The sequence below is a fragment of the Acinetobacter sp. V110_1 genome (assembly GCF_031798975.1).
Taxonomy (GTDB): Bacteria; Pseudomonadota; Gammaproteobacteria; order Pseudomonadales; family Moraxellaceae; genus Acinetobacter; species Acinetobacter nosocomialis_A.
The window spans coordinates 113,757-119,954 of sequence record NZ_JAVQNN010000019.1 but is presented as its reverse complement, the minus strand read 5'-3'; the positions used below and the strand labels follow the sequence as shown (position 1 = coordinate 119,954).

At 38.5% G+C, this 6,198-nt stretch carries 4 protein-coding genes; all 4 read right to left on the bottom strand.

Annotated features, from left to right (window positions below; genetic code table 11):
• Nucleotides 1-2,014 (bottom strand): Ig-like domain-containing protein (locus RMA95_RS07900; protein ID WP_311070070.1); only part of this gene is annotated, 2,014 nt, incomplete at its 3' end.
• A gap of 455 nt (nt 2,015-2,469) precedes the next feature.
• Complete coding sequence (locus tag RMA95_RS07895) at nt 2,470-3,972, bottom strand: sodium:proton antiporter (RefSeq protein WP_002051161.1); 1,503 nt, start codon at nt 3,970-3,972, stop codon at nt 2,470-2,472.
• Between the two features lie 235 nt (nt 3,973-4,207).
• Entirely contained in the window at nt 4,208-5,107 is a 900-nt protein-coding gene (locus RMA95_RS07890; protein ID WP_311070069.1) for a neutral zinc metallopeptidase, read from the bottom strand.
• Between the two features lie 29 nt (nt 5,108-5,136).
• Nucleotides 5,137-6,060, bottom strand: coding sequence for a DUF808 domain-containing protein (locus RMA95_RS07885; protein ID WP_311070068.1), 924 nt, complete (start codon nt 6,058-6,060; stop codon nt 5,137-5,139).
• Nucleotides 6,061-6,198 lie beyond the last annotated feature (138 nt).

Below are 6,198 nucleotides of genomic sequence, written 5' to 3'. Positions count from 1 at the left end.
GGAAGCTCACAGTCACGGTTGATCCCGCTTCTGCTGTACCTGTCACTGGATCAGTGGCATTGATTGGATCAAGAACCGGTGCATTTGGTGCTGTGGTATCGATAGTTACAACTGCATTTGTTGTACCCACATTACCCGCAGGATCAGTTGCAGTCACAGTCACGGTGTGTGGACCATCGGTCAACGCTGGAAGCGTATTGTCTGCAAGTGTCCAGGTGCCATTGCCATTATTGGTTGCCGGATAGTTCACACCATCTACAGTCACCACCACTTTCGCAGTCGGATCATTCACTGTACCGCTTAACGCAGGTGTACTGTCGTTGGTTAATGTCGTGGTGACAGTCACAGTTGGTGCAACTGTATCTACTGTACCAGTTGAAGGAGTTGATGGGTTACCAGCAGGGTCGGTTGCAATAGCTGTAACTTTATCACCATCTTTAAGATCACCTGGGTTTGGCGCTGTCCATTTACCATCAGGGCCTGCAACGACAGTTGCTGTCGTACCATCAGGGAAAGTTACTTTAACTGTTGAACCTGGTTCTGCTGTACCTGTGACTGGATTGGTCGCATTGATTGGATCAATTACCGGTGCAGTTGGAGCTGTGGTATCGATAGTCACCACTGCATTTGTTGTACCTACATTACCTGCAGGGTCTGTTGCAGTCACAGTCACGGTGTGTGGACCATCGGTCAACGCTGGAAGCGTATTGTCTGCAAGTGTCCAGGTGCCGTTGCCATTATTGGTTGCCGGATAGTTCACACCGTCTACAGTCACAACCACTTTTGCAGTTGGATCATTCACTGTACCGCTTAATGCAGGTGTACTGTCGTTGGTTAATGTCGTGGTGACAGTCACAGATGGTGCAACTGTATCTACTGTACCAGTTGAAGGAGTTGATGGGTTACCAGCAGGGTCGGTTGCAATAGCTGTAACTTTATCACCATCTTTAAGATCACCTGGGTTCGGCACAGTCCATTTACCATCAGGGCCCGCAACTACAGTTGCTGTCGTACCATCTGGGAAAGTCACTTTAACAGTTGAACCTGGTTCTGCTGTACCTGTGACTGGATTGGTCGCATTGATTGGATCAATTACCGGTGCAGTTGGGGCTGTCGTATCTACTGTATAAGATTTTGACTCATTAATATTGCTGCTGTTACCTGCTGCATCAGTAAAAGTAACTTTTGCATCAATTGTTTTATCGCTATCTGCAATTAATCCACTGCCTGGTACAACTACACTCCACGTACCTGCTGCTTTGTCTACATTTGCAGTGTAAGTTACACCATTAACAACTACGGTAACGACAGTATTTGCAGCATCTGTCGGAATATTTTTTAAACTACCCGTAACAGTAACATTACCCGCAGCTTCCGTTGAATTAATAATATTATCTGAAGTTACAGGATCAACAGAGAAAGTAACGCCATTTGTATTTGGCGGCGTAGTATCTGCAGGAGAAGAGTCATTACTGCTACCACTATTTGATGCAGCAGCAATGATACCACCTGCAACAAGAGGTACTGCTGCCCACAACCATGGGTTCACACCTGCATCGTGATAAAGTAATGGCTGAATTGAAGAAATAGGTTGGTAAATAACATCAGACACTAATGCCTGCGGTGCTTCTGCTGGTAGAGCTGCTGGTAAATCTTCACCTAAAAGCGCTTGCGGCTCTACATCGCTGTCAGCATCCGCATCTGCATCGCTGTCAGCATCCGCATCATTTTCGGCATCTTTAAATTTTGCCCAAATGAGTTGGCCATTTTGGTCTTGAAAAACAAGACTATTATCGGCTGGCTCAGCTGTTCCACTAAAGAAGCCTTCAATAACAATAGTTTCACCATTTTTTAGGCGAATTACTGCATTGGTACCCTCCCTATTTACTACCAATACATCACTGGCAGCCACTTTTACCAACACAACTGATGCTTCTGAAAGTTTTGCAGAAGTTCCCTCTGTTGTTACCAAGGTTTTGTGACTGTCCTTGGCAATAATTTGTATCTCAGGCATATGTTCATTCCTTTTATATTATTGATTTAAATGATTTTTGTATAATTCTTTTTACTTAATGTTTTCGAGTTTTTGACCTACAACTTAAAAACATTAAGTAATGTGATCATTTTTACATTACCCACTTTAAAATAAAAAAAATAAATACTAAAGTCCTTAAAGAAAAAAATTTAATTAATACAAATTTTATATAAATAAAATTTTGTCTTTTATTTTTCATAATTCCTATAAAACAAGAACTAACTATATTATTTATAAAATAAATTTAATTTTTTATTATCCAATATTTGTTGAAAATTATTTTAATTAAAAGTTTTATATAACAAGTTTCAATATCTTAATAAAATAAAATATATTATTAATTAATAATATGCAGAAAAATGGCTTTAGTTAATATTTTACTATTACACTAAAGCCTTATTTTTTAATTTAAATAAAAATACCTTTAAGTTTATTTAAAAATTATCTGGACTCTCAAAACGTTTTACTTCTTGCAACTTATTCGGATCATGCATAGTTGCAATACCATCTTCTGTTTTCTGGTCAACGATTACATCGGGATTAAAGATAGTAATCGTTTCTCTTCCTAATGCGTCTTCCCCTACGATATATTGAAAGCCACGGCGGTTCATTTTATGGCATAGTTTCTGGTAAAAACCTTTAAGGCCTTCTGTTTCTTCATTAGGATTGTAATAAAATGCATTCATTACCGCTGGTAGGCCAAGACCACACACCACACCAGATAACAATACGCTAATAAAAGTATATCCAATCAGAATACTACTATAAGGGCTAAGTGCTGGAATATTCGCGACTGCCAAAATTAAAGCAAGTGAAATCCCTCCTCGTACCCCACCCCAAGACAAAATGGTTAAACTACCATTGTAGCTTTTGGTCTTACGCATTGTCGGAAAGAAAGCAAAAGACATAAAATTTGCTGCAAAGCGAGAAATATGCAAAATAAAGAAAGCGACTATCCCGCCTAAAATCAGGCTAAAATTTAAATCAAGAATAAATAACTCAAGACCAATTAAAGTAAATAAGAATGAATTAATAATTCCTTCTACAGTATGCCAAAAATGGTTAACTTCCCTAATCTCGCGCTCTTCGCGGATTTCTTTCCACTTATTACCAACGATTAAACCGCCAATAACACAAGCAATCGGTGCAGATGCATGAGCAAATAAAGCAACCAAATATGCTCCGCTAGCAAGTAAGGCGGTTGTTAAGATCAGAGATTCCATTTCGTGCTTACCACGTAATAGGCGTAATGTTCCTATACCAAATGCCCATCCAATACCGACAGCAACCACAATTTCATAAAGCAAAGCTTCTAATGTCGCAACTAATGAAAAATGCTCACCTTGTAAAACATTCAGTAGAGTCATAAATAATGCAATACACATCGCATCATTAAATAAAGACTCACCCTCTAATTTGACAATAAGATGATGGGGTGCACGAATTGAACTTAAAACGCCTTTAATACCGATCGGGTCTGTTGCACCCAATGCCGCGCCTAATAATAGAAGAACTAAAATTGGCACATGATGACCAACCAGCAATTGGAAGCCGTAAAGTAAGCCACCAAACAATACCGCACAGATAACTAGCGCAATAGTCGCTAGAATACTAATTTGTCTCCAATAACTTCTTAAGTCTGAAATTTTAAATTTCAGTGCAGAAGATGTCAGAATAAAACAGATGACGCCATTAATTAAAAAGTCATAAAAATCGATATGACGTACTGCTTCTTCAATATTATGAATATTAATAGTAATAAACTGATTACCATTTAAGAGACTGGCTCCCCATTGCAAAATAAAGACAAAAATTGCAGAAACAAGAGGCACGCCAATAGCTTGAGGGAAGCCTAAAATACGCTTATTGAATATAGTGGTTGCAATTGATAAGGCAAATACAACCGTAAGTGCTTGTAATAAGAAAAAATTACCCATGAACACCCTTCTTCTGGGTCAATGACCAAATAAGAAAACCTAGATAGCTGAACTGAACAGAATGACAAAATAGGCACTTTATATGTGCCCAAACAGTTAAAAATTGAAATATAAGTTTAACGAATTACTTTAATCATTCTATCGATCAGTTAAATTTCTTAACATTAATTATGAATCAGAGGGGTATTAAAAAGATGAGTCTATTAAAAATGCTTTAACAAACTCATCTTTCGCATTAGATAGAATTATTAAAAGTATCACATTGATTGATATCACCAGACTTTAAGCCCACTTGAAACCAATGCATCCGCTGCTCACTCGTACCATGAGTGAAGCTATCAGGAACGACTTGGCCAGTTGCACGTTTTTGCAAATAGTCATCACCAATTTTTTGAGCTGCATCCATTGCTTCTTCAACATCACCAGACTCTAAAAACTGAGTACGTTGTTGATTATGATTTGCCCATATACCTGCTAAACAGTCGGCTTGTAACTCTTGACGAACAGATAGCTGGTTGCCCTCTCTTTGACTAACTTGCGAACGCGCTTGTTGCACTTGAGAAGAAATACCAAGCAAGGTTTGAACATGATGACCGACTTCATGAGCAACAACATAGGCTTGGGCAAAATCTCCTGCCTCATCTTGGCGAGAAAGCTCTGATTTATTTTGTTCACCCGAGATACCCATTTGCTCACGCATATCTTTAAAGAATTCGGTATCAATATAAACTTTCTGGTCAGCTGGACAATAAAAGGGTCCCATAGCAGATTGAGCGGTACCACAACCTGAGCGAGTCACTCCACTAAATAAAACCAACTTTGGCGGTGTATAAGTTTTACCTAACTGCTTAAATATAGGTGTCCACGTATCTTCTGTATCAGCTAACACAGTTCCAACAAAATCTGACGCTTCTTTTTGCTCAGGCGTTAAACTTTCTGGTGAAGTTGCATTTGATTGTTGTGAAGCAGTAACCTGCTGCGTTGCCTGATAAGCCATTTGTGGATCAACGCCAAAAAATTTCCATGCGACAAATGCTACAACCAAACCAATAATACTAATACCACCTGCTTTAACGCCGCCCCCACCTCGACGGTCCTCAACATTGGTACTGACTCTACGATCTCTCCAACGCATAACTTCCCTCTTCTTTTTAAATGGCCTGATTAGTCAGAAGCTTTTGGCCACATTTTCTGTATTAAACTCACCACAAGCAACACAACTGCACCAGCAATCATACCAATCGCAAAGTTCATTAATGTCGGTGTTAAAGCACCAATAATATTTCCTACTGCTGGTATAGTTTCTACCTGATCAACCGTATCTTCAGTAACATGGTGAAGTAAAGGAATCGTATGATTAATAATCCCTCCACCTACTAAGAACATTGCAATAGTTCCAACAATAGAAAGTAGCTTCATTAAAAGAGGAGCAAAAGCAAGTAAACCACGTCCTAGAGTTTGTTTGAAAGAAGCAGCTTGTTTTGTTAAATATAATCCTAAATCATCAATCTTAACAATCACGCCAACCAAGCCATAAACGCCAAGTGTCATCACAACTGCAATAATGCTAAGAACGCTAACTTTAGTTAATAATGTAGCAGTCGCCACCGTACCTAACGAGATCACGACGATTTCAGCTGATAAAATAAAATCTGTTCGAATAGCCCCTTTTACTTTCTCTTTCTCAAAAGTAGCCAGATCTAGCTCTTCATTATTAAATTCTTTTTCTGCTTCCTCAGAGGTCGAAGCTTTTTTATGCGTAATTGTATGAAGAACTTTTTCAACGCCTTCATAACATAAAAATAAGCCACCTAGCATCAAGAGCGGGTTAATCAGCCAAGGTGCAATAACGCTAATTAATAAAGCTAAAGGAACTAAAATAAGCTTATTAACTAAAGAACCTTTCGCGACCTTCCACACAATAGGTAATTCACGATCTGCTCGCACACCTGTTACCTGTTGTGCATTTAAAGCCAAATCATCACCTAAAACACCAGCAGTTTTCTTTGCTGCCATTTTGCTCATTAAAGCGACATCATCTAAAATTGTTGCAATATCATCTAGTAATAAAAGTAAGCCACTTGCCATTTCTTATCCAGGTTTGTATTTATCTGACTATTGTAAGATGAAATATTCCAATTTCTGTAATTTTACTGAATAAATTCACAATATTATTTTAAGAAAGTTTAACCAATCGCTGACGAAAAAATTTTATTTCCCGTACAA